At 57.0% G+C, this 24,466-nt stretch carries 21 protein-coding genes and 1 tRNA gene; 7 read left to right on the forward strand and 15 right to left on the reverse strand.

The genetic code is table 11. The annotated features are described in order from the left end of the window. Positions 1-126 precede the first annotated feature (126 nt). Both Q8R10_RS01605 and infA read left to right on the forward strand, forming a co-directional pair. Positions 127-834: an arginyltransferase gene (locus Q8R10_RS01605; RefSeq protein WP_305650407.1), complete on the forward strand. Its 708-nt coding sequence runs from the start codon at positions 127-129 to the stop codon at positions 832-834. A 100-nt stretch (positions 835-934) separates the two neighbouring features. Further along, positions 935-1,153 carry a translation initiation factor IF-1 gene (infA, locus tag Q8R10_RS01610; RefSeq protein ID WP_305650409.1) on the forward strand — a complete coding sequence of 73 codons (219 nt, stop codon included), beginning with the start codon at positions 935-937 and terminating at the stop codon, positions 1,151-1,153. A gap of 60 nt (positions 1,154-1,213) precedes the next feature. Here infA and clpA read toward each other — a convergent pair whose 3' ends face one another. Both clpA and clpS read right to left on the reverse strand, forming a co-directional pair. Continuing rightward, positions 1,214-3,484: an ATP-dependent Clp protease ATP-binding subunit ClpA gene (gene clpA / locus Q8R10_RS01615; protein ID WP_305650411.1), complete on the reverse strand. Its 2,271-nt coding sequence runs from the start codon at positions 3,482-3,484 to the stop codon at positions 1,214-1,216. A 30-nt stretch (positions 3,485-3,514) separates the two neighbouring features. Next, complete coding sequence (gene clpS, locus Q8R10_RS01620; protein WP_305650413.1) at positions 3,515-3,877, reverse strand: ATP-dependent Clp protease adapter ClpS; 363 nt, start codon at positions 3,875-3,877, stop codon at positions 3,515-3,517. Between the two features lie 225 nt (positions 3,878-4,102). Between clpS and cspD the strand changes: the two genes are divergently transcribed. Beyond that, positions 4,103-4,366 carry a cold shock domain-containing protein CspD gene (gene cspD, locus Q8R10_RS01625; protein WP_305650414.1) on the forward strand — a complete coding sequence of 88 codons (264 nt, stop codon included), beginning with the start codon at positions 4,103-4,105 and terminating at the stop codon, positions 4,364-4,366. 79 nt (positions 4,367-4,445) lie between these two features. On the opposite strand, the gene Q8R10_RS01630 is transcribed toward cspD, so the two are convergent. The 13 genes from Q8R10_RS01630 to Q8R10_RS01690 all read right to left on the reverse strand — a co-directional run bounded on the left by Q8R10_RS01630 (position 4,446) and on the right by Q8R10_RS01690 (position 20,889). Beyond that, a complete protein-coding gene (locus Q8R10_RS01630) occupies positions 4,446-6,320 on the reverse strand; it encodes a SurA N-terminal domain-containing protein (protein WP_305650416.1) in 1,875 nt (624 codons plus the stop codon). A gap of 98 nt (positions 6,321-6,418) precedes the next feature. Continuing rightward, a tRNA-Asp gene (locus tag Q8R10_RS01635) sits at positions 6,419-6,495 on the reverse strand. Positions 6,496-6,546: 51 nt separating this feature from the next. Next, positions 6,547-6,819, reverse strand: coding sequence for an HU family DNA-binding protein (locus tag Q8R10_RS01640; protein ID WP_305650417.1), 273 nt, complete (start codon positions 6,817-6,819; stop codon positions 6,547-6,549). A 131-nt stretch (positions 6,820-6,950) separates the two neighbouring features. Then, complete coding sequence (gene lon, locus Q8R10_RS01645) at positions 6,951-9,347, reverse strand: endopeptidase La (RefSeq protein ID WP_305650419.1); 2,397 nt, start codon at positions 9,345-9,347, stop codon at positions 6,951-6,953. A gap of 167 nt (positions 9,348-9,514) precedes the next feature. Then, positions 9,515-10,795 carry an ATP-dependent Clp protease ATP-binding subunit ClpX gene (clpX, locus tag Q8R10_RS01650; protein WP_305650420.1) on the reverse strand — a complete coding sequence of 427 codons (1,281 nt, stop codon included), beginning with the start codon at positions 10,793-10,795 and terminating at the stop codon, positions 9,515-9,517. Between the two features lie 108 nt (positions 10,796-10,903). After that, positions 10,904-11,542 (reverse strand): ATP-dependent Clp endopeptidase proteolytic subunit ClpP, encoded by a 639-nt coding sequence (gene clpP / locus Q8R10_RS01655; RefSeq protein WP_305650421.1) that lies wholly within the window; start codon positions 11,540-11,542, stop codon positions 10,904-10,906. A 90-nt stretch (positions 11,543-11,632) separates the two neighbouring features. Continuing rightward, positions 11,633-12,943, reverse strand: coding sequence for a trigger factor (tig, locus tag Q8R10_RS01660; RefSeq protein ID WP_305650422.1), 1,311 nt, complete (start codon positions 12,941-12,943; stop codon positions 11,633-11,635). A gap of 121 nt (positions 12,944-13,064) precedes the next feature. Continuing rightward, the gene (locus Q8R10_RS01665; RefSeq protein ID WP_305650423.1) at positions 13,065-13,763 is read right to left on the reverse strand and encodes an NAD(P)H-dependent oxidoreductase; all 699 of its coding nucleotides are present in this window, start codon (positions 13,761-13,763) and stop codon (positions 13,065-13,067) included. A 133-nt stretch (positions 13,764-13,896) separates the two neighbouring features. Next, positions 13,897-16,005, reverse strand: coding sequence for an acetate--CoA ligase family protein (locus Q8R10_RS01670; protein WP_305650425.1), 2,109 nt, complete (start codon positions 16,003-16,005; stop codon positions 13,897-13,899). A gap of 18 nt (positions 16,006-16,023) precedes the next feature. Next, complete coding sequence (locus tag Q8R10_RS01675) at positions 16,024-17,184, reverse strand: acyl-CoA dehydrogenase family protein (protein WP_305650427.1); 1,161 nt, start codon at positions 17,182-17,184, stop codon at positions 16,024-16,026. A 29-nt stretch (positions 17,185-17,213) separates the two neighbouring features. Then, positions 17,214-18,005 carry an enoyl-CoA hydratase/isomerase family protein gene (locus tag Q8R10_RS01680; protein WP_305650429.1) on the reverse strand — a complete coding sequence of 264 codons (792 nt, stop codon included), beginning with the start codon at positions 18,003-18,005 and terminating at the stop codon, positions 17,214-17,216. 159 nt (positions 18,006-18,164) lie between these two features. Further along, complete coding sequence (locus Q8R10_RS01685; RefSeq protein ID WP_305650431.1) at positions 18,165-19,769, reverse strand: 5-guanidino-2-oxopentanoate decarboxylase; 1,605 nt, start codon at positions 19,767-19,769, stop codon at positions 18,165-18,167. A gap of 199 nt (positions 19,770-19,968) precedes the next feature. Continuing rightward, complete coding sequence (locus Q8R10_RS01690; RefSeq protein WP_305650432.1) at positions 19,969-20,889, reverse strand: LysR substrate-binding domain-containing protein; 921 nt, start codon at positions 20,887-20,889, stop codon at positions 19,969-19,971. 424 nt (positions 20,890-21,313) lie between these two features. Between Q8R10_RS01690 and Q8R10_RS01695 the strand changes: the two genes are divergently transcribed. From Q8R10_RS01695 to Q8R10_RS01710, 4 genes are all read left to right on the forward strand, one after another. Beyond that, on the forward strand, positions 21,314-22,093 hold the full coding sequence (locus Q8R10_RS01695) for an ABC transporter ATP-binding protein (protein WP_305650434.1): 780 nt from the start codon (positions 21,314-21,316) through the stop codon (positions 22,091-22,093). Positions 22,094-22,210: 117 nt separating this feature from the next. Continuing rightward, positions 22,211-22,981 (forward strand): transporter substrate-binding domain-containing protein, encoded by a 771-nt coding sequence (locus tag Q8R10_RS01700; RefSeq protein WP_305650436.1) that lies wholly within the window; start codon positions 22,211-22,213, stop codon positions 22,979-22,981. A gap of 43 nt (positions 22,982-23,024) precedes the next feature. Beyond that, positions 23,025-23,735 carry an ABC transporter permease gene (locus Q8R10_RS01705; RefSeq protein ID WP_305650437.1) on the forward strand — a complete coding sequence of 237 codons (711 nt, stop codon included), beginning with the start codon at positions 23,025-23,027 and terminating at the stop codon, positions 23,733-23,735. A 10-nt stretch (positions 23,736-23,745) separates the two neighbouring features. Then, the gene (locus Q8R10_RS01710) at positions 23,746-24,435 is read left to right on the forward strand and encodes an ABC transporter permease (protein WP_305650438.1); all 690 of its coding nucleotides are present in this window, start codon (positions 23,746-23,748) and stop codon (positions 24,433-24,435) included. Positions 24,436-24,466: the final 31 nt, after the last annotated feature.

The raw sequence follows: 24,466 nt of genomic DNA on the forward strand, positions 1-24,466 counted from the left end.
ACGATACCCCGAGAGCTGATCATGACCGATATTCGCCGCCGCGCTGAGGGCTGAGCATGACCGACATTCGCCGCCGCACTGAGGGCTGAGCATGACCGACATTTGCCGCCGCACTGAGGGCTGAGCATGACCGAGTTGGCGCACCTGAAATTCTATGCCACTCAAGAGCATCCCTGTAGCTACCTGCCCACCGAACAGGCCACCACCCTGTTTCTTGACCCCAGTCAGCCAATGGATGTGGCGGTGTATGCCAAGCTTTCCGAGGTAGGCTTTCGCCGCAGCGGCGACCACCTGTATCGACCCCATTGCCAGAACTGCTCCGCCTGTATTCCAGCGCGCCTGCCAGCCGCGCTATTTAGTCCAAACAGACAACAGCGGCGCATCATCAAGCGCAACGCCGATTTAACAGTCACTGCAGCGCGCCCGATCTTTAGCGAGGAGTATTACGCGCTGTATGCGCGCTACATCGAACAACAACATGCCGATGGCGACATGTACCCACCCAATCGCGAGCAATTTTCGACCTTTTTAGTGCGCGACCTGGAGTTTTCATACTTTTATGAGTTTCGCCTAAACGGCCAATTGCTCGCCGTAGCGGTGACCGACTTGCTACCCAGCGGACTTTCTGCGGTGTATACCTTTTACGACCCTAACCATGAACGGCGCAGCTTGGGTCGGTACGCAATTCTTTGGCAAATAGCCGAAACAGCCCGACTAGGTCTGCACTGCGTGTATCTCGGCTACTGGATCAAGAACTGTAGAAAGATGAATTACAAGACGCAATACCGCCCAATAGAGCTGTTTGTCAATCAATCCTGGACGATACTGACCTGAAGTCCTTGGCGTATAGGGCATTTTTCGGGCACAATGCACGCCGCTTTTGCCTGGAGCCAGTTGCACCGGGCCAATCATTGGTTACCGAGGATTTTACTGCATGGCGAAAGAAGACAGCTTCGAAATGGAAGGCACTGTCGTCGACACCCTACCCAACACCATGTTCCGTGTGGAGTTGGAAAATGGGCACGTCGTTACCGCGCACATTTCCGGCAAGATGCGTAAGAACTACATCCGCATTCTGACCGGCGACAAGGTACGTGTTGAGTTGACACCGTACGACTTGAGCAAAGGGCGCATCACTTACCGCGCCCGTTAATCTGGTCGAATAAAAAACGCCCGGCTAGCCGGGCGTTTTTTATTGCTTACGATTTACCGCCTAAGCCATCTCTGCCGAGGTTTCAAAGTCGAACGTCAGCTCGCCTGCCTCGACATCGATATGCACCACGCCGCCATGCTCGGCCAACTCACCAAACAAAATCTCCTCAGCCAGGGGCCGCTTGATTTTGTCTTGAATCAAACGAGTCATCGGCCGCGCGCCCATTTGCGCGTCATAGCCACGCTCAGCCAGCCAGTCACGTGCCGCATGGCTAACTTCCAGCAACACATGCTTATCTTCCAGCTGAGCCTGCAGTTCAGTAAGAAACTTATCGACGATACTTTTGATCACCTCATGGCTCAAACGGCCAAACTGGATAATCGTATCGAGACGATTACGGAACTCCGGCGTAAAGCTCTTCTTGATGATCTCCATGGTGTCAGAGGCATGGTCCTGGTGCGTAAAGCCCATGGACGTGCGCGCGGCAGTCTCGGCACCGGCATTGGTGGTCATGATCAGAATGACATTACGGAAATCTGCCTTGCGGCCGTTATTGTCAGTCAAGGTGCCGTGATCCATAACCTGCAACAGCAGATTGAAGACTTCAGGGTGCGCCTTTTCAATTTCATCGAGCAGCAACACGCAATGCGGCGTCTTGGTGATGGCCTCGGTAAGCAGGCCACCTTGATCAAAGCCGACATAACCTGGTGGCGCACCGATCAAGCGCGAAACGGTATGGCGCTCCATGTACTCGGACATATCAAAGCGCACTAACTCAATGCCCATGGCCCGCGACAACTGCCGCGCCGCCTCGGTTTTACCAACCCCGGTGGGACCGGCAAACAAAAACGAACCGACTGGTTTGCCAGGAGACTTCAAGCCGGCACGCGACAGCTTGATCGCAGTGGCCAAGGAGTCGATGGCTGCATCCTGACCGAATACGGTCAATTTCAAATCGCGCTCAAGATTGCGCAACAACTCTTTGTCGGAGCTGCTGACATGCTTTGGCGGAATTCGCGCAATCTTGGCGACTATATCTTCAACCTGCGCCACATCGATCAGCTTAAGCCGACTCGCCTCCGGCTGCAGGCGCTGATAAGCGCCAGCCTCATCAATGACATCAATGGCCTTATCGGGCATATGCCGATCATTGATATAGCGCGCTGCAAGCTCAGCGGCGGCGCGTAAAGCCCCATCACTGTATTCGATGTGGTGATGCAGTTCGTAACGCGCCTTGAGCCCGCGCAGGATGCCAACAGTGTCTTCCACCGAGGGCTCGACCACGTCGACCTTCTGAAAGCGCCGCGCCAATGCGCGATCCTTCTCGAAAATGCCGCGAAACTCTTGGAAGGTAGTCGAACCTATGCAGCGAATCTCACCCGATGAAAGCATAGGCTTGAGCAAATTCGACGCATCCATTACACCGCCAGATGCCGCTCCGGCGCCGATAATGGTGTGAATTTCGTCAATAAATAAAATCGCATGGGGGCGTTTACGCAACTCATTGAGCAGCGCCTTGAAGCGCTTCTCAAAGTCACCACGGTACTTGGTACCCGCCAGCAGAGCCCCCAAATCGAGCGAATAAACCACGCTATCCGCCAGCAGGTCAGGCACTTGGCTGTCGACAATACGCTTGGCCAAGCCCTCGGCAATGGCCGTCTTACCAACCCCCGCCTCACCCACCAACAACGGATTGTTTTTACGCCGCCGCGCGAGAATCTGCGCAACTCGCTCAACTTCTAGTTCACGACCAACCAGCGGATCAATCCGCCCCTGGCGGGCCAGCTCATTAAGGTTGCTGGTGTAGCTATCCAGTGGGTTGCTCGCCGAACTCGACTCACCACCCTCATCTTCTTGAGACTCTTGCTCGCCCTCGGAGTGATCACCGTGGCCGGGTACTTTAGAAATGCCATGGGCGATGAAATTGACCACATCAATGCGCGCAACACTTTGCTGCTTAAGCAAGAACACGGCCTGGCTTTCTTGCTCGCTAAAAATCGCCACCAGCACATTCGCACCACTGACCTCACGCTTGCCAGAGCTTTGCACATGAAATACCGCACGCTGCAAAACCCGCTGAAAACCCAAGGTTGGCTGGGTTTCTCGCGCATCATCATGGGCTGGAATCAGGGGCGTGGTGGAGTCGATAAACTCCTGCAAATCATGCCGCAACTTATCTAGATTTGCGCCGCACGCGCGCAGCACCGACGACGCCGCCTCGTTATCCAACAGTGCCAGCAGCAAATGCTCCACCGTCATAAATTCATGACGCTTGGCGCGGGCCTCCTTAAAGGCGAGGTTGAGGGTAACTTCGAGCTCTCGATTTAACATGGCTGTACCTCATACCCAAAACGACTAAAACTAACCGTCTTTCTCTATTTCACAGAGCAGCGGATGCTGGCTCTCTCGCGCGTACTGATTAACCTGCATCGCTTTGGTTTCGGCGATATCCCGAGTAAACAGTCCGCAAACTGCACGCCCTTCAGTATGGACGGTCAGCATAACCTTGGTCGCCTGCTCACGATTAAGGCTGAAAAACACTTCAAGCACCTCGACCACAAAATCCATTGGCGTGTAGTCATCGTTAAACAGAATCACCTTGTACATCGGTGGTGCTTGCAATGCAGGCTTTGACTCCTGCACGGCCACACCGGAAGAATCGTCCTCATCGAAGCCTGGATGATCCTGATTTAATGTTAGTCGAATCTGGCTAATTGCACGCATACGGGAGAGAAAGCTTCGTAATAGAGTGACTGGATGCAGAAGGAGTTTGAACGACTTCTCAGCCGCCCGCTGCATGACCTTGACTATCGGCAAAACAGTGTTACAAACAATTAATACCCGAGCGGGTATTAGGGGTTTCGCAGCACCAGTCAAATGCTTGTTTGGCGCGCGCAACCGGAGTGGATGATACTCCAGAGATGGAGTCCTTTGCAGAGGGATGTCAGCATGCTTAGCGGTAAGGTCAAGTGGTTCAACAACGCCAAAGGCTATGGATTTATCCTGGCAGACGGCCAAGATGAGGACCTGTTCGCCCATTTCTCAGCTATCCAAATGGACGGCTACAAGACCCTTAAAGCGGGCCAGGCGGTCAGTTTCGATATAGTGCAGGGGCCAAAAGGCTTGCATGCCATCAATATCTGCGACCCCGCGGCATCGCACCCGACAGCTGCACTTACCCCACAACTTGAAGCAAGCAAGGCCGAAGCCTAACTTGCCAACCGCCCCCACAAAAAAGGCCGCTCAACTGAGCGGCCTTTTTTGATTCTGAATGAGCAGCTCGATCTAGGCGTTAGAAACGCTCAATTTTCGCTGCCACCTCTTGCTGGCGGCTGTAAGCAGTAAAGTCCTGCTGACCGCTGCGGGAGGTCAGAAAGCGCCGGTACATAGCCTTCTCTTCATCACTCAAGGCCTCTACTGGCGCGTTGACGCCGTTTAGTCGCACCAAGACAAAGTCACCACCAGCAAGACTTACCCCAACAAAAGTAGGTTTGTCAGCGCTAGCTGGTTTAGGCATGCGAAAAACCTGCTGCAATACCAGCGGATCAACGCCTTCCTGGTTACGCGTAGCAGCCTCTACCAGTTTCCAGGCTTGACCGTCCTGCGCCTGAGCAACCGGCGTCTTGCCCTCACGCAAACTCACCAGCAGTGCTTCACCTTTGGCCTTTACCGCCTCACTGGCATGCTCGACAGTCAGCTGCTCACGAATACCCGCAGAAACCTCGGCAAATGGTAGCAGCGCCGGTTTGTGATGCTCTTTAACGCGCAGGACCACCACTGTCTCTGGATCAAGCTCGATTGCACCACTGTTGGCCGAATCTTCCAGCACTTCCTGGCTAAACGCGGCTTGAATAACCTGCCGGTTGGCGGTCACCCCAACGCCACCTTCGCGGCCAAAAGCGGCGCTGGTTTTCACCTGCAAGCCCTGCTCCTGCGCAGGCTGCGCAAGGTCTGAGGCTTCAAAAGCAGCATCTTCGAGTTCTTTGCTGACTTCTACAAAACGCGCCTCAACTTGCTGCGCCTTCAAATCGTTGATCAACTTATCTTTCAAGCTGGCAAAGCTCGGTACTTGCGGTGCTTGTACACCCAGCAATTTGATGAGATGCCAACCGAACTGACTGCGCACAGGAGCCGAAACATCGCCTTGCTTAAGGCCATAGAGCGCCTCTTCAAACGCCGGGTCGTAGACACCAGGCGCGGCATAACCTAAATCCCCACCCTTGGTCGCCGAGCCTGGATCTTTGGAGAACTCCTTGGCCAACTTGGCAAAGTCTTCACCTTGATCGAGGCGCTGCTTGAGCGCTTCGATCTGCGCCCTCGCTTGAGCATCGCTAAGCTTGTCGTTCACCTCCAAAAGGATGTGCGCTGCTTGGCGCTGCTCAGCCAAGCTGGCAATTTCCTTTTGATAAGCGCTTTGCAGGTCCTCGTCTTTAACCTCAACCTGATCAAAGAAAGCAGCCTTTTTCAGCTCGATATACTCAAGAACTACCTGTTCCTGGCTCATGAACTGACTGTTGCGCTCGTTGTAGTAAGCCTGCAACTGCTCATCACTGAGCTTGACGGCTTTGGGATCTGCCTTCAGCGCCAGGGTGGCGAAATCACGGGTTTGTTTTTCTAAGCGAGCAAATGCCTGGATCTCTTCATCGGTAACAAAACCGCTACCGGCAACCCCCGCCTGCAGCTGGCTGGTGAGAATATCTTTCTCCAGCTCCTGACGAAATTGCATGCGAGTGAAGCCTTGCTGACGAATCCGCTGATCAAAGAGGTCGGCATTAAATTTGCCGCCCTCTTGAAAGGCCGGAATCTGCAAAATCACTTGATCCAGTGCGGCGGAGGAAAGCGCAAAACCAGCACTGGTTGCGCTTTGCAGCAAAATCTTGCGCTCAATCAGACCTTTAAGTGCCGCATCTTTAAGCATTTTGTCGTCGAGTAACGAGGCATCAAAATCCTTGCCCAGCCGCTGCATCATCTGCCGGCGCTGCAAGTCAGCAGCTTGTGCCAACTCGCTCTGACTGATCGCCTCGCCATTTACCTCAGCGGCGTCCTGACTGTTGCTGGTGGCCTGAAAAATGGCCTCAACGCCAGTAAACGCCATCAACACAACAATTACGCCGATGATTGTTTTAGCAATCCAGCCCTGTGATTTGTCCCTGATGTCTTGCAGCATGCGTCCCCCAGAATCGGCTGTACTGATTTACCAGCCGTGCAGCGCGGGTGAAATCCGAATATAAGAAAGGCGCATCCGAGGATGCGCCTTCGAGAAACTGGCGGAGCGGACGGGACTCGAACCCGCGACCCCCGGCGTGACAGGCCGGTATTCTAACCGACTGAACTACCGCTCCGCTGCCAGCTTAGGGCAAACCTAAACTGGAAGGGCAAAACCCCAAAGATGCTTAGTTAACGGCGTCTTTCAGGGCTTTACCGGCTTTGAAACCAGGGATCTTGGCAGCAGCGATGCTGATCGGGTTACCGGTTTGTGGATTGCGGCCAGTGCGTGCAGCGCGATCTTTAACAGCGAAAGTACCAAAACCAACCAGCACTACCGAATCACCAGCCTTCAGAGCACCGGTAACGGATTCAATTACTGCGTCCAGCGCACGGCCGGCAACAGCTTTCGGGATATCAGCAGATGCTGCGATGGCATCAATCAGTTCCGACTTATTCACTCTAGTCCCCTTACTTATTAAGTTATTTTGTTGAATTTCTTGCAGTGTAAAACGTTTGCTAGGCGGCTGACCAAGACACCAAGAGCCGCTTTATGACAAGGGCTCTAAAATGTGTCAGGAAAGCCCCCCGGCTAATGCGTGCTAATTCGCTCGTTGGAATCAGTCTCGCGCTTGTCATCCTTTGCAACTATCGCCGAACCCGCATCAGGCAAGGGCTCGGGTGCGTATTGCAGCGCAATTTGCAGGACCTCGTCAATCCATTTAACCGGCTTAATTGCCAAGTCCCGCTTAATATTCTCAGGAATCTCCTTCAGATCACGCACATTCTCCTCTGGAATGATCACGGTTTTGATTCCGCCACGGTGTGCAGCCAGCAATTTTTCCTTGAGGCCGCCAATCGCCAGCACCTGTCCGCGCAGGGTAATTTCACCGGTCATAGCCACATCCGCCCGTACGGGTATCTGGGTCAGGGCCGAAACCAGCGCCGTGCACATGCCAACGCCCGCGCTAGGACCATCTTTAGGTGTGGCACCCTCCGGCATATGGATATGGATGTCACGCTTCTCGTGGAAGTCCACAGCGATCCCCAGGCTCTGCGCCCGGCTGCGCACCACCGTTAAGGCGGCAGTGATCGATTCACTCATGACATCGCCCAGCGAGCCGGTCTTGGTCAGCTGCCCCTTGCCTGGCACCACAGCAGCTTCAATGGTTAACAGCTCACCGCCAACTTGGGTCCACGCCAAGCCGGTAACTTGACCGATTTGGTCCTGCTGCTCAGCCAAACCATAACGATGCTTGCGCACCCCAAGGAAATGCTCGAGCGAATCGGCGGTCACCAGCACTTTAAAGCGTTTCTCTTGCGCGTGCTCCTTCACTGCCTTGCGACAAATTTTGGCAATCTGCCGCTCAAGGCTACGCACCCCAGCTTCACGGCTGTAGTAACGAATTATGTCGCGAATCGCCGCCTCTTCGAACTCCAGCTCACCTTTTTTCAGGCCATTGGCCTCGGTTTGCTTGGGGGTCAAATACTTAATCGCGATATTGATTTTTTCGTCTTCGGTGTAGCCCGGCAGACGAATGACTTCCATCCGATCAAGCAACGCCGGCGGAATGTTCATCGAGTTGGCGGTACAGAGAAACATCACATCGGAGAGGTCGTAATCGACCTCCAAATAGTGATCGTTGAAGTTGTGATTTTGCTCAGGGTCAAGCACCTCAAGCAATGCAGAGGCAGGATCACCGCGCATATCCTGACCCATCTTGTCGATTTCATCGAGCAAGAACAGTGGATTACGCACGCCTACTTTGGTCATTTTTTGAATCAAACGACCCGGCATCGAGCCGATATAAGTACGCCGATGGCCACGAATTTCCGCCTCATCTCGCACGCCGCCCAGTGCCATACGCACGAACTTACGATTAGTCGCGTGAGCGATGGATTCAGCCAGCGAGGTCTTACCCACACCCGGCGGGCCGACCAAACAAATTACCGGCCCTTTAACTTTTTTAACGCGCTTTTGCACCGCGAGGTATTCAAGAATCCGCTCTTTGACTTCATCCAGACCATAGTGATCGGCATCGAGAATATCTTCAGCCTTGGTCAGATCCAGGCGCACCTTGGTCTCAGCAGTCCATGGCACATTGACCAACCAATCGATGTATGAGCGCACCACCGTGGCTTCAGCCGACATCGGTGACATCTGCTTGAGCTTGCTCAGTTCGGTTTGCGCCTTGGCGTAGGCTTCTTTGCTCAGGCCGGCGGCTTCGATGCGCTTTTTCAGCTCATCGAGCTCATTGTGGCCGTCTTCACTTTCACCCAATTCTTTCTGAATGGCCTTCATCTGCTCATTCAGGTAGTACTCGCGCTGACTGCGCTCCATCTGTTTTTTGACCCGGCCACGGATACGTTTCTCAACCTGCAACAGGTCGATTTCCGTGTCCAGCAGCACCAGCACATGCTCAACCCGTGCGGTCAGGTCAATAATCTCAAGAATTTCCTGCTTCTGCTCGATCTTCAGCAACATGTGCGCTGCCATGGTATCGACCAAGCGACCGGCTTCATCTATCCCATTGAGCGAGGCCAAAACCTCAGCCGGGACCTTCTTACCCAGCTGCACATACTGCTCAAACTGGCTAAGCAGGCTACGGGTAAAGACCTCCGCCTCGCGCTGCTCGGCCGGGGTTTCAGTGATTAGCTGCACCTCGGCGCGGCTGTAACCGACAGCATCCACAAAGCGCTCAATGACACCGCGCTGCTCGCCCTCCACCAGCACCTTAACGGTGCCATCCGGAAGCTTAAGCAACTGCAGCACGCTGGCCACGGTACCAACCCGATACAAGCCATCTTCGCTCGGGTCGTCATCGGCCGAATTTTTCTGGGCTACCAAGAGGATTTGCTTGTCGCCAGCCATTGCCGCCTCAAGGGCCTCAATGGATTTTTCGCGCCCCACAAATAACGGTATGACCATATGCGGATAGACCACTACATCGCGTAGTGGCAAGAGCGGCAATTCGAGGATTGTCTTCATGATCTCGGCTCAACAGCGGCCATTTGGCCGTAAACAGATGGGAATACCCTTGAACCTAAGATGGGGGTAGGCCCTGGAAAAAACAAGCGATAGCGCAGTAAAAACAAAGGGGCCCGAAGGCCCCTATATTTTCCAACACAAAGTGTTTCAACATGCATCAAACGCTATCAAGCGTCCGGCATAGCCTTGGCTGGCAACTCGCTATTTTCATAGATCAGCAGCGGCTTGGATTTACCCTCGATGACACTCTCATCGATAACCACTTTGCTAACCTCTGACTGCGAGGGAATTTCATACATGGTGTCGAGCAGCACACCTTCAAGAATGGAACGCAAACCACGCGCACCAGTCTTACGCTCAAGCGCACGCTGGGCCACCGCTTTAAGCGCATCGGGACGGAATTCCAGGACCACGCCTTCCATCTCGAACATTTTGCCGTATTGCTTGGTCAAGGCGTTTTTCGGCTCGGTGAGGATTTGCATCAGCGCCGCCTCATCCAACTCATCCAGGGTTGCGATGACCGGTAAACGACCAACGAACTCAGGAATCAAACCAAACTTGACCAAGTCATCCGGCTCAACGCCGCGCAGTGACTCGCCAACTTTTTTGCCCAAATCGACGCTGCGCACTTCGGCGTTAAAGCCGATGCCACCCTTGGTCGAACGACCCTGGATAACCTTCTCCAACCCCGAGAAAGCACCACCGCAAATGAACAAAATATTGCGTGTATCAACCTGCAGAAACTCCTGCTGCGGATGCTTGCGCCCACCTTGCGGTGGCACCGAGGCCACAGTGCCTTCGATCAATTTCAGCAAAGCCTGTTGCACGCCCTCACCCGAAACGTCACGGGTAATCGAAGGGTTATCGGATTTACGCGAGATCTTGTCGATTTCGTCGATATAGACGATACCCATCTGGGCCTTTTCGACGTCGTAATCACATTTTTGCAACAACTTTTGAATGATGTTCTCGACATCCTCACCGACATAACCAGCCTCGGTCAGGGTGGTGGCATCGGCAATCGTAAAGGGCACATTCAGCAGGCGCGCCAACGTCTCAGCCAGCAAGGTTTTACCCGAGCCAGTAGGACCGATCAGCAGGATATTGCTCTTGCCGAGCTCAATATCATCCTTTTTGTCGCGCTGATTAAGACGCTTGTAGTGGTTGTACACCGCTACCGCCAAAACCTTTTTAGCCCGTTCCTGACCAATTACATATTGATCAAGGATGCCGCTAATTTCTTTTGGCACCGGGAGTTTGTGTGCACTGCTCTCGGCCTGAGCCTCCTGCACCTCCTCACGGATGATGTCATTGCACAGGTCGACGCATTCGTCACAGATAAAAACCGACGGGCCGGCAATCAATTTGCGCACTTCATGCTGGCTTTTGCCGCAGAAGGAGCAATAAAGCAATTTGCCGTTGTCCTCGCCGTTGCGGATATCAGTCATTCGCTCAATCCAATCCAGTAGGCTTGCAACACAAGATGAGGGCAAATGCAGGCTTTTTCAAGCCTGCATCGGCGACCGAACAGGGTTCAATCGCATATTGCAGATATTTTAGACGGCCATTTCGCGCTTGCTGATCACTTTATCGATCAGACCATAGCTAACAGCTTCAGAGGCGCTCATGAAGTTATCGCGATCAGTGTCGCGAGCAATCACATCCAGCGGCTGACCTGTATGGTGAGCCATGATCTGATTCAAGCGATCACGAATAGTCAAAATCTCCTTGGCGTGAATCTCGAAGTCCGAGGCCTGGCCCTGGAAACCGCCCAACGGCTGGTGAATCATCATTCGCGAATGCGGCAGGCAGTAACGCTTGTTTGCCGCACCACCGACCAACAACAAGGCGCCCATGCTGCAGGCCTGACCGATGCAAATGGTCGACACGTCTGGCTTGATAAACTGCATGGTGTCGTAAATCGACATACCCGCAGTGACCGAACCGCCTGGCGAATTGATGTACAGATGGATGTCTTTTTCTGGGTTTTCGGCTTCCAGAAACAGCAACTGCGCAACTACCAGATTGGCCATGTAGTCTTCTACCGGGCCAACCAAGAAAATCACACGCTCTTTCAATAGGCGCGAATAAATATCGTAGGCACGTTCGCCGCGGGCGGACTGCTCAACCACCATTGGCACTAAGCCGCCGGCAGCCTGAATATCGTGGGGCTGCATATAAGAATTACGGGACATGGCCTGCGATCGCTCCCTAAATGTCATATCTCAAAGACACACAAGCCAGCACGACGGCTGGCTTGTGGTTACTCGAACGAGGCGAGGCAATCAGGCGGCAGGTGCTGCTTCCACCGGCTTGACAGCTTCTTCGTAAGAGACCGACTTATCGGTCACATTAGCCTTGCTCAGCACAGTATCTACAACTTGTTCTTCCAGTACAACCGAACGTACTTCGTTCATTTGCTGGTCGTTTTTGTAGTACCAAGCCACAACCTGCTCTGGCTCTTGATAGGCCGAAGCCATCTCTTGAATCATCTCGCGAACGCGAGCGTCATCCGGCTTGAGTTCGAACTGCTTGACCACTTCAGCAACGATCAAACCCAGTACCACACGGCGACGTGCCTGCTCTTCAAACAGCTCTGCCGGCAGTTGGTCTGGCTTGATATTGCCACCGAACTGCTGAACCGCTTGCACGCGCAGACGATTAACTTCGTTGCCCAGCAAGGATTTTGGCACTTCAATCGGGTTAGCGGCCAGCAAGCCGTCCATAACCTGATTTTTAACCTTAGACTTGATCGCCTGACGCAATTCGCGCTGCATGTTCTTGCGAACCTCGGCACGGAAATCATCAAGACCGCCTTCTTTCACGCCGAACAGCGCGAAGAACTCAGCATTCAGTTCAGGCAGCGTTGGCGCGGCAACAGCCGTGACGCTAACGGTGAACTCAGCAGCTTTGCCGGCCAATTCCAGATTCTGGTAATCAGCCGGGAAGGTCAGATTCAGTACGCGCTCTTCGCCAGCAGCAGCGCCCAGCAAGCCGTCTTCAAAACCTGGAATCATCCGACCCGAGCCCAGCACCAGCTGAGTCGCCTTGGCCGAACCACCAGCGAAGACCTCACCATCAACTTTACCAACGAAGTCGATAGTCAGCTGATCGCCCTCTTGAGCGGCGCGCGCAGCGCTCTCAAAACGAGTGTTCTGCTTGCGCAGGATTTCCAGCATTTTATCCAGATCGGCATCAGCCACTTCGGCTTGCAGACGCTCGATAGCGATGCCTTCCAGGCCAGTCACTTCAAATTCTGGGAACACTTCGAAGGTGGCAACGTATTCAAGATCTTTGCCTTTCTCGAACAGCTTTGGCTCAACCGCAGGAGAACCGGCCGGATTAAGCTTTTGCGCCGCCACGGCTTCGTAAAAAGTCGCTTGGATCAAATCGCCCAAGGCCTCTTGACGCGCAGCATCTTCATAGCGCTGACGAATAACGCTCATCGGCACCTTGCCTGGACGAAAACCGGCAACCTTGGCGCGACGTGCAGTTTGCTGCAGGCGCTTAGTAACTTCGGTCTCGATACGCTCAGCCGGGACGCCAATGGTCATGCGGCGCTCAAGAGCGGAGGTGCTTTCAACTGAAACTTGCATGGATATTCCTCGTTACAGAGACACAAACAGGCCGTTCTGGCCCCAGAATCAAAGGCGAGCATTCTAGTAGCTCAAACGACAGAAGTCACCCAGCGCCGTAACTTGGCGCAGTTGGCAAGATTCAGAGCGGATAAAGCTTGTCATCGAACTGCGCCAGCGTGGGGAACTGCAAAGGCCGATCATCACTCAAGCGCTGCAGCCGCGTCTCGTAGCTGGCAAGATACGCCTGCCGCGCCTCCTGGCTGATATAGGGCACATGCCAAGCCACAAAAGGCGGCAGTACCTGCATTCCGACATAAGCCAGGGTACCGCGCAGAATGGGTCTAAGCATGTCTTCCAACGGGCCGTGAATGGCGCCCTCGCCAAACATGTGCTCACGCCCGCCCAGGGTCACAGTGACCAGCGCCCGCTTGCCGGCCAGGCCACCCTGATCATAGAAACGCTTGCCGCCATAGCAGATGCCCGAGACCAGCACCCGGTCGATCCAGCCTTTGAGCATGGCCGGCGCGGAAAACCAGTACAGCGGGAAATTCAGAATCAGCAGATCGGCCCACAGCAACTTGTCCAGCTCCTGCTGGATGTCTGCTGCCAGGCTGTGCTTCTTCGCCCCCAGGCGTTGCTCGAGGGCATACACCAGGTAATCCGGATTCTCCCGTTCGCAGAAGTCTGCGGCGCTGGCCAGCGGATTCCAGCTCATTGCATACAGGTCCGAGACTTGCACCTGATGCCCCTGTGCCTGCAGGGTGCTGACCGCCTGATCGCGCAACGCCGCAGTAAAGGACTGGGATTCTGGGTGAGCATGAACAATCAGTACATTCATGGAAGACCTTATCGATAGGAGTTAACAGAAGTCGCGCGACCATGCCCAAGATGGTCAACCAGTCGGCGCTGGCCAGGAGCAGAGCAGTCCCGTCGCCAATTGCAGCAACAGCGTGGCCAGATACAACGGCACATCACGTGCGCGCCAGGCGAATCAGCGCATCGACCGCCACGCAGCCATTCGCGCCTACCAGTAAGGGATTCACATCCAGTTCCAGCAGCTGCTCGGCGTGCTCGCCGGCGTAATCGGCCACAGCGCGAATTGCCGCCACCAGCGCGTCCAGATCCGCCGGCGGACGGCCACGAAAACCTTGCAGCAAGGGCGCACTGCGTAAACTCAGCAAGGCCCCACGAATCGCGCCGTCGGTGGTCGGCAGCAGCAGGCTGCGACTGTCCTTGAGCAACTCCACCAGAATCCCGCCGGCGCCGATCACCAGCGCCAGGCCGAAGCCCTCTTCGCGCTTGATGCCGACGATCAACTCGGCCAACGGTGGCGCGGCCATGCGCTCCAACAGCACTCGATCAAAGGCCACCCCCGGCGCGTAGGCCGCAATGCGTTGGCCCATCAGCTCCAGCGCCGCCTGCAAGGCGGCGGCATCGGCCAGATTGAGGGCCACCGCGCCGGCCTCGGTCTTGTGCGGCAACTGCGCACTGAGCGCCTTGAGCACCAGAGGATAACCCAGCTGCGCGGCGTCCTGCAGCGCCTGCGCCGGGGTACTCAAGCGCGCCGCTGGGATCGGCAAGCCAAAGGCCTGCAGCGCTTGCTTGGACTGCCACTCATCGAGCAACTGCCCCTGGCTGCTGAGCGCCTGCGGGCAGAACGGCACCAGTGCCGACTCGCCGAGCGCCAGCAGTTGCTGACGCCGCTGCTGATAGCCGGCAACTCGCCCCCAGGCGGCCAGACCCTCCTCTACCCCTTGCAACGCGGCCACGCCCTGTTGGTGCAGACGCTCGCGGGCATAGGCCGGCAGCAACTCAGGGAAGGCCGACGTGACAAACCCGCTCTTGCCGTGACGTACTAACGCTGCGCAAAACAGCTCCAGCAACAGGTCGCATTGCGGCCGTTCGCCGCTGCTCTCAGCGGGATAGTCGAGCACCAGCAAGGCGGCATCTGCCGGTGTGCGCAGGGCGCTGTCGAGCATCGCATCGAGAGCCTTTCGATCACCCCAGATCGCCGTGGTGAAATCCAGCGGATTGACCAGATTGGCGTAGCTCGGCAGTACTTGTGCCAGTTCTACGCGTTGGCCGTCATCCAGCGATGGCAGTTGCAGGCCATTGCCTTCGGCATAGTCGGCAATCAACCCGGCGTCGCCACCGGAACAGGCCAAGGCAATCAACCCAGGTCCCGTCGGCAGTTGGCCGCAGGCGGCGGCCTTGAGGGTTTCCATAAAACTCACCGGGCCGCTGACGCGAATCACCCCAAGGCGTTCGAACAGGCTGTCGTACAAGGCATCGGAGCCGGCCAAGGCGCTGGTGTGGCTGAGCGCGAGCTCCGCACCCAACTGCGACACCCCGGTTTTCAGGGCGATGATCGGAATGCCCTTCTGCAGTGCCTTGTGCGCGGCGCGGGCAAAGCCCGGCACATTCTTCAGCCCTTCCAGGTGCAGACCGATGGCCGTCACACGCGGTTCATCGAGCAGCACATCCATCAGTTCGGCAACCCCCAGCTGGGCCTGGTTGCCCACCGAGGCCATATAGGCTATCGGCAAGGAGCGATCGCTCATCGACAGGTTGTAGGCGAAGTTGCCGCTCTGGGTCAGCACCGCCACGCCCTTCTCCACTGGTTTACCGCCATGGGCCACCGGCCACAATGCGGCGCTGTGCAGGTAGTCGAGCAGGCCATAACAGTTGGGCCCGAGTAGCGCCATGTCACCCGCGGCCTGCAGCAACTGATCTTGCAGGGCCTGGCCCGCTGCGCCGGTTTCGGCAAAGCCGGAGGCGTAGCAAATCGCCCCACCCGCCCCTTTGGCCGCCAGTGCAGCGACGCAGGCCAGGGTCAGTTCCCGATTGGTGGCGATAAACACCGCATCCGGGGCGCACGGCAGATCACTCACCGAGCGCACGCACGGCACGCCTTCGAGGCTCTCATGCTGCGGATTGACCAGCCACAGCTGGCCCTGAAAACCGCCCTCGGCGCAGCGTCGCAACGCCCGCGCCATGCTGCGCCCACCGATAAAGGCCAAATGCCGGGGCGCCAGCAGGCGCTTGAGGTTTTCTCTGATTGCTGCAGTGTGCTGGGACATGCTGATTCTCCAAGCCGACTAGCGCAGTAGCGGGCGCAGTAACTCGCGGGAAATGATGTGGCGCTGGATCTCCGAAGTGCCTTCCCAGATCCGCTCGATCCGCGCATTGCGCCAGATGCGCTCCACCGGCCCTTCATCCATCAAGCCCATCCCGCCGAAGATCTGCACCGCCTCATCGGCCACCCGGCCGAGCACTTCGCTGGCGAACAACTTGGCCATGCCGGCCTCACCGTCGGTCATGTTGCCCTGGTCCATTTTCCAGGCGGTAAACAGAGTCAGCAGTTCGGCAGCGGCAATTTCGGTGGCCATGTCGGCCAGCTTGAAGGACACCCCCTGGTAGCTGCCGATGGCCTGACCGAACTGCTTGCGGTCCGCCGCCCATTGCAGCGACACCTCCAGCGCCCGCTGCGCCTGACCGACACAGTTGGCCGCGACCATCACCCGCCCGGCCGTCAACCAAGCGTTGGCCACTTCCCAGCCTTTGCCGACTTCGCCGAGCACCTTGCTGGCCGGCACCCGGCAATCGTCGAAGAACATTTCGTAGGTGTGGTAGCCACGGTTACTCACGCATTTAGGTCCGCGGCGAATAGTCATACCTGGGGTGTCGCGATCGACCAGAAAGGAGGTCACTTGATTGCGCTGGCGACCGTTGTGCTCATAGGTGCCGGTGACGGCAAACACGATGGCAAAGTCGGCATGCCCGGCATGGCTGATGAAGTGCTTACTGCCGTTCAGCACATAGTCATCCGCATCGGGCACCGCGCGGGTTTTGATCGCGTTGGCGTCGGAGCCAGCGCCCGGTTCGGTCAAGGCAAAGCAGTCAATTTTCTCGCCGCGCACACAGGGCAGCAGGTAGTCCTCAATCTGTGCGCCCTTGCAGGCCATGAGGATTTTCGACGGCCGCGCGACAAACACATGCAGCGCCCAGGAACACTTGGCCAACTCCCGCTCGATCAACGCCTGGGACAGGTAATCGAGGCCACCGCCACCGACCTCTTCGGGCATGTTGAAGGCGTAGAAACCGGCGGCGATGGCCTTGCCGCGAATCAGCGCGGCCAACTCCGGCGACACCGCATCGGCACGGTCGACCGCCGCTTCATGGGGCAGCAATTCCTTGGCGACGAAGCTCTTTACCGCTTCCACCAACATGTGTTGTTCTTGGCTCAGTTGGAAGTTCATGTCTCTACCTGGAGTTCGGGTACTGGGGCTTAGCGGCCGATGAAAGTGGCGCTGCGTTTTTCCACCGCGGCGCGCAGTGCTTCGGCACCATCTTCACTGCGACCACAGAGCAAACCGGCGCTCAGCTCGGCGCTCAGTTGCTCGGGCAAGCTGCGCAGCGCACCGTCACGCAGCAGTTGTTTGGTCTGCGCGAAGGCAAAGGTCGGCCCCTTAGCCAGCCGGACAGCCAACTCAGTGGCGCTGGCCAGCAGTTGCTCGTCGCTGCACAGCTCGCCCACCAGCCCCACATCGAGGGCTTGCTGGGCGCTCCAGAGTTCGTCGAGAAACAGCAGGCGCTTGGCTTGTTCGCTGCCGATCAGGCGCGGCAAATGCCAGCTGGCACCGGCGTCCGGGGAGTAGGCCATGCCGGTATAACCGGCCTTGAAGCGTGCCGACTGGGCGGCCAGCCGGAAATCACAACACAACGCCAGGTCCATACCAGCGCCGACAGCGGTGCCGTTGATGGCGGCGACAGTGGGTTTTTCCAGGCTGTGCAGGCGGCTCATCAGGGCGTGGGCGGTTTCGGTCCAGCCGTAGCTTTCCAGCGCACCACGGGCCTCGGCGGCAGCCCATTCGGCGACATCGGCCCCGGCGCAAAAGCTGCGACCATTGCCAGTTAGCACCAGCACGCGCACCGCCGGATCGCTATTGAACTGCGCAAGCAAGGCGTGCAATGCCTGCATGGTTGGAATGTCCAGCGCGTTGCGTTGCGCCACTCGGCTGAGGGTAATCCAGGCAATGCCGCCGTCCACCCGCGAGATCAAGCTTGCTTCATCAGTCATGGAGCCCTCGTCTTTGCTGCTGAATAAATGACAGCGTTATGCCCCAGCGCGCCGAACGGAGTGTTCGGCAAGCAGTCGAGCCACCGTCAAAAAAGTTTTATGAACGGTTGCCGGAACGTTGAGCACGGCAACCTGGCGCCTATTTAGTGGGGTAAAAAATTAGTGGGGTAAAAAGCTACTGGCAACCAACTCAATCATCACCGGCGCAGTAATCCCGACCAGGTCGGCGAGCAACGCCCGCAAGCTCTGGGTGCTGGTCGGCGCGTAATGATCGACATGAAAACTGCACGCCATGGCCTGGAAATCCGGCGGCAGAATGTCCACACCCAAGGGTGGAATTTCCCGGGCCACCATGTAGTCGCGAATCTCGGCATAACTGTGGTTATTCCACAGCACCAGAATCACGCCAACGCCGGCCTCGCGCGCGGCAATCAACTCGGCACAGGAAAACTGCATGCCGCCGTCGCCCACCAACGCCACCACCGGGCGTTCGGGGCACGCCAGCTTGGCGCCAATGGCGGCGGGCAAGCCGTAGCCCAGGGTGCCGTAGCCCGTGCTGGCATTGAACCAACTGTTGGCCGCCGGGGCCTGATAGCCGAATGAGCCTTGGTACACCGGCTGGGTTGAGTCGCCGACAATAATCGGCTCTTTCAGGGTATCGCGCAGCAGGTCGAGCAGCTCCTGCATGCTGCGCTGCTTGGCGGTCCAGCCGCTACGCTCGCAGTTATTCACTCGCGCCACGCTGTCGACGGCCCAGCTGCCGCGAGCCGGTTGCGGCCCCGCTTGCGCCAAGAGTGCGCGCAACCCTTCAACGGCATCGCCGACCAGCGCAATCTGGGCCCGTTGCGCACTCATGACTTGCATCGGGTCAATATCGAGACGAATCAGCGGCGCTTTAAACTGCAGCGCCCCACGGCCAAAAAAGTCGTAGTCGGTTTCACCCAGTTCGGTGCCCACCGCGAGCACCACATCGGCCTCATCAAACAAGGCCCGCCCGTGCTCGGAAGATTGCACGCCATCTAGCAACAACGGATGGGCCAGGGGCAGCAGGCCACGGGCATTGATGGTCAGCGCCACCGGGGCCTGTAGTCGCTCGGCCAATTGCTGCAACAGTTGCGCACTGTTACGCGCACCACCGCCGGCAAGGATCAGTGGACGTTTGGCGCCGCTGAGTAGTTTGGCTGCGGCCAACAGCGCCGCTGGCGCTGGCACTGGTGCGCCGGGCAAGGTGCGCGGCAACCGGTCCAGATCTGCGGCTGGCATGTCGAGCACATCCAGCGGAATCTCGATATGCACCGGCCGCGGCCGCGCGCAATTGAAGATCGCGAAAGCGCGGGCCAGCACTTCGGGTAACTGCGCCGGTGACTGCAGCGTATGACTGAAGGCGCAAACGCCGCCGATCATGGCGCGCTGATCAGGCAGTTCATGCAGATGACCATGGCCCATGCGCAGCTGATCGCGCCGGTTGGTAGTGGAGATCACCAGCATAGGCACCGAGTCGGCATAGGCCTGGCCCATGGCGGTCAGAATATTGGTCATCCCCGGCCCGGTAATAATGAAACACACGGCGGGCTTACCACTGGCCCGCGCATAACCGTCGGCCATAAACCCCGCGCCCTGTTCATGGCGGGGGCTCACATGGCGCAGGCTGCTGTTATGCAAGCCCCGATAGAGTTCAACGGTATGTACGCCGGGAATGCCGAACACGGTTTCGACGCCGTAGCCTTCCAGCAATTGAACCAACAGTTGAGCGCAAGTGGTCATCAAAATTCCTCTTATTCTTATGCCCAGACCCTCGGCAATAGCCTGACGCCTGACGCACTGAGAGCCGCGATACCTGGTGAGACTCGGCGCCGCTCCAACAGCATGGAGCTGGCTCAGCCAGGTAACACACGAGCAAACAGTAGTGCCGCTAAGAGGATGACAACAATCGAAAAATTTACTGGCAATTAAGCAATTAAATTCACGCTTTTAGGATTTTACGGCCGCCTTGCAGGATCAAAGCGCTGGTACTCAACTGGGTTTTGACCCACTCGCTAAAGGCCTGAACCACCGGCCGCTCGGCCTTCTGCTGATCGCTCACCAGGTAGTAGCCGTAACCGGATTCGACTTCCAATTCAAATGGCCGAATCAGCAATCCTTGCGCCAAGGCTTCACCGCTTACCAGGTTATCGCCCAACGCAATGCCCTGACCGGCAATGCAGGCGGACTGCACAAAGTTGGCATCGGAAAACACAATGCCGCTGTTCGCATTGACCGCCGAGGCATCGGCGGCGGCCAGCCAAACCCGCCAATCGGACTGATTAAACAAATGCAACAACAACCAGGAACTCAACTCTTGCGGGCTCTTTAAGCCGCCAGAGGCAATCGCCAAACGTGGGCTACAGACCGGAAAGGAGCGCAGCTTAACAATCCGCTCGACGCGCTGATCGGGCCAATCACCGACGCCGTAAGAGATAAATACATCCGCGCGTTGATCGCCGATGTCGCCGGGCACCGGCGGTGCAATCAGCTGTAACTCGATTTGCGGGTAGAGCTGCTGAAACGCCCCAATGTGCTGGCACATCCAATAGGTGGAGAACCCCGGAGGGCTGCTGACACAGAGCCGGCCACTGACTTGCTGGCCATCGAAACGTTGCCCCGCCTCCAAGATGCTGGCCAATAACTGATGAATATCGCGCGCATACAGCTCGCCTTGATAGGTAATGCGAATGCCGCGACCAATGCGCTCGGTCAAGGCGAAGCCAAGGGTATTCTCGAGGATTTTTAGCTGATGGCTAATCGCACTGGGGGTCAGGTTCAACTCGCTGGCCGCCTCGGACACGCTGCCCAATCGAGCAACCGCATCCAGCGCGCGCAGCGCTGTCATGGAAGGAAAACGCATAGGAGTTAAGCCCTCATGTCGATCGGGGTTTCTTACTGCAAGCACAGACAGTGTGCCGCGTTAACTGATCACACAGCCAGCGTATCAGCGCTGGCCCATAACCGGCGCAACAAGCCGACTGTTAGCGGCACAGCACGCGTCATTTACCGCGCCGCGCCGCCCGCACGCGCACCGTCTGCAGGGTTAATTCCCTGCCCCCTCCAGCCTTGAAGGCGAATTCAATTGCTGAATTAATTTTTAATGTCGCTCGAAAAATGCTCGATTGACCGCCCTACTCGTTTGGCTATTCTCGGGTATCAAGACATGCCGCCAATACACCGAGACAACAGACTCACCGATGGCTAGAACGCTGATTTTTACAGCGGCTACGAGCAGGACTCAGCTGTCGCAGTAGATGATTTGAAAATAATAAGAGGGTCGATCCTTGGAATTGCACTCAAACCCAGTCAAGCCGGTAGTGGCGATTGATGATCTGCATAAAAGCTATGCCGATCACCACGTCCTCAAGGGCATTTCACTGCGCGCCAATGAAGGTGAGGTCGTCTCGTTAATCGGCTCCAGCGGCTCGGGCAAAAGCACCTTACTGCGCTGTATCAACTTATTGGAAATCCCCTGCGCCGGCAGCTTGCGCATCAACGGTGAAGAAGTCTTGCTCGGTAAAGACCGCAGCGGCAAACCGATCATCACCGACCCGCGCCAAGTAGCACGGTTGCGTACCCGCCTGAGCATGGTGTTTCAAAACTTCAATCTGTGGCCGCACCGCAGCGTGCTGGAGAACGTCATTGAGGCGCCGGTCTATGTGCTGGGCGAGGACCGCAAGGAAGCCATCGCGCACGGCGAACACCTGCTGGAGAAAGTCGGCCTGATCGACAAGCGCAATGTGTTCCCGGCCTTTCTCTCGGGTGGTCAGCAACAGCGGGTAGCCATTGCGCGTGCCTTGGCCATGCGGCCACAAGTATTGTTAATGGATGAACCCACCTCGGCACTCGACCCGGAACTGGTCGGTGAAGTGCTGCGGGTGATTCAGCGCATCGCCGAGGAAGGCCGCACGATGATTCTGGTCACCCACGAAATGGCCTTTGCCCGCGAGGTGTCGAGCAAGGTGATGTTTCTCCATCAAGGACTGGTCGAAGAAGAAGGGCCGCCCGAGCAACTCTTTCTGCACTCGCGCAGTGAGCGCTGCCGCCAGTTTGTGACGGCATGATTTGTAACGACAGAGCTTGTGACAACAGAGCTGTAACGACCGAGTAAAACCGCAGTGAACTGCAACCTTGCATGCATGTGTGCTTAACAACAATAAAACTCACATAAAGGTAAACCCATGAAAAAGATCTTCAGCGTTATTGCCGGTGGCTGTCTGTTGGCGTTGGCCGCAGCTCAGGTAAGTGCAACCGAAAGCCTGATTTTCGGTATTACCCTGGAACCCTATCCGCCGTTTTCCATGAAGGCCGGTAGCGGCGAGTGGCAAGGTTTTGAACCGGATCTGGTGCGCGCCCTGTGCGAGCAGATGCAGGTGCAATGCACGCTGAAAGAAATCTCCTGGGACGGTCTGATTCCGGCGCTGCAGGCCAATCAGATTAACGCCATCCTCAACTCGGTGAGCATCACCCCCGAGCGTCTGCAAGTGATCGATTTCTCCAAGCCTTACTACCAGACTCCGGCCACCTGGCTGGGCGATAAAAGCCTGTCACGCGACACCTCCCCGGCCGGGCTTAAGGGCAAGCAAATCGGCGTGCAGAGTTCCACCACCAACGCCGCTTACGTGAAGCAGTACTACAAGGACTCCAGCCTGCGTTATTACAACACCCAGGACGATATCAACGCCGACCTGCAAAGCGGCCGTATCGACGTCACCCTGCTGGACGCCTTGAGCGTTGAGCCAGTGCTGAAAGCCCCCGGCAGCGAAAACCTCGCCGACCTGGGCAATGCCCCCAGCGATCCACTGTTTGGCGACGGCGTCGGGGTGGCCATCCGCAAAGGTGATACCGCGCTGAAGGCCAAGATTGACAAGGGCCTGGATGCTCTGCGCGACAACGGTACTTACGACAAGATTCGCAGTCGCTATTTCAGCATGGACATCTCTGCCCACTGATTGCGCGTACTAGCAGCCTGTTTATTAGCGGACGCAGATCATCATGTCATTGCCCGAAATATCACAGCTATTCATCACCGATGGCTGGCTGGTCGCGCTGCTCCATGGCGCAGTGATCACCCTGCAGATTTCTGCAGGGGCCTTCTTGCTCGGCCTAGCGATTGGCCTGGTAGTCGCGCTGATCAAGCTAAAAGGCGCGCCATGGATGGTTAGCCTGGCCAACTGTTACACCACCCTGTATCGGGCCGTGCCGGAGTTGCTGCTGATTTTGCTGCTGTATTACGCCGGCACCGACTTGCTCAACGCGCTACTGGCCTCACTGGGCCAGTCCAGTGTGCAGGTCAATGGCTTTGTCGCCGCGGTGCTGGTGCTGGGCATTGTCCAGGGGGCTTATTCGGCCGAGATTATCCGCGGCGCCATTCAGGCCATCCCCTTCGGCCAGATTGAAGCGGCGCGGGCCTTTGGCGTGGAGCGCTTGCTGTTGCTGCGGCGGGTGATCCTGCCAAGCATGTTGCCCTATGCGATGGGTGGGCTGTCCAACCTGTGGCTGGTGCTGATCAAGGACAGTGCGCTGATCAGTGTCGTCGGCTATAGCGAATTACTCTCGGTCGGCAAACAGGCGGCCGGCTCCACCAAGCATTACCTGGTGTTCTATCTGTCGGTTGCGGCGATCTATTTCATCATGACCCTGCTTTCCAATGTGGTCTTTCAACTGATTGAACGGCACTCCAACCGCTGGATGCCAAAACATTGAGGGGGGCGTAATGGATTTTTCTTGGCTGAGTGTGTTTGCCACTGAACTGCTGCGCGGTGTCGGTATTACCCTCGCGCTACTGGTACTGGCGGGGTTTTTCGGCTTCATTCTGGCGATCACAGTGGCGCTGGGGCGTTTATCGCCGAACCGCCTGCTCGCCAACTGCATGCGGGCTTACTCCAGCGTGTTTCGCGGCACGCCGCTGCTGGTGCAAATTTATATTCTGTATTACGGGGTCGGCAGCGTGTTTGCCAGCTACCCGCTGATTCGTGGCAGTTGGCTGTGGCCTTATCTGCGCGAAGGTTTCTGGTACGTGGCGCTGGCGCTGGTACTCAGCGTGGGCGCCTATGTCGGTGAAGTGCTGCGCGGCGGTTTGCGCGCCGTGCCCCGCGGTGAGCTGGAGGCCGGCCGCGCCTATGGCATGGGACCGTGGTTATTACTGCGGCGGGTTTGGCTGCCACGGGCGCTGCAAATTCTGAAGCCGACGTTAGCCGGCGAAAGCATCATGCTGCTCAAATCCACGGCGCTGGCCTCGACCGTGGCCGTCACCGACCTGCTCGGCGCCGCCAACCTGGTGCGCGCGCAATCCTTGCGCGTCTATGAACCGCTGCTGGCAGTGGCGCTGATCTACATCATCCTGGCGTTTGTAATTGAGTATGGATTTTCGCGCATGGGTAAAGCCCCCCTGCGCCAAGCCTGAGCCCACCGATGACCCTCTAACAATGAACGCT

Source organism: Pseudomonas sp. (genome assembly GCF_030698175.1).
Classification (GTDB): Bacteria; Pseudomonadota; Gammaproteobacteria; order Pseudomonadales; family Pseudomonadaceae; genus Aquipseudomonas.